The sequence below is a fragment of the Hydrogenovibrio sp. 3SP14C1 genome (assembly GCF_029625905.1).
Lineage (GTDB): Bacteria > Pseudomonadota > Gammaproteobacteria > Thiomicrospirales > Thiomicrospiraceae > Hydrogenovibrio.
Window position 1 is genome coordinate 1 of record NZ_JARTLM010000339.1, and the last position, 234, is coordinate 234.

The following is a 234-nucleotide window of genomic DNA, read 5'->3' on the forward strand; positions in this document are numbered from 1 at the left end:
TCCTGCGCGGCACCCTGCGCCAGCCGCCCTCGGCCGGCTAGGACGCATCAGCCAGGGCGGCTGCAGTCCTGCGGCATGGGCGCCGGTGCCGGCGCCGTTTCGCCGCGCTCGCCACCGAGGCCCAATGCGCGCAGGAATGGCTGGGCCGCCGACGCGCCATCAAAACTGAGTGAGGACTCACTCCCATCATAGCGGTCGGGAGCATAGCGCATCAGGTCGAACGAGGTTTCAAAG

1 protein-coding gene is annotated in these 234 nt (G+C 69.2%); it reads right to left on the bottom strand.

The genetic code is table 11. The features are described 5' to 3' along the window. Positions 1–47: 47 nt before the first annotated feature. On the bottom strand, positions 48–234 hold a 187-nt coding region (locus tag P8629_RS12760; RefSeq protein ID WP_278166454.1), incomplete at its 5' end, for a hypothetical protein.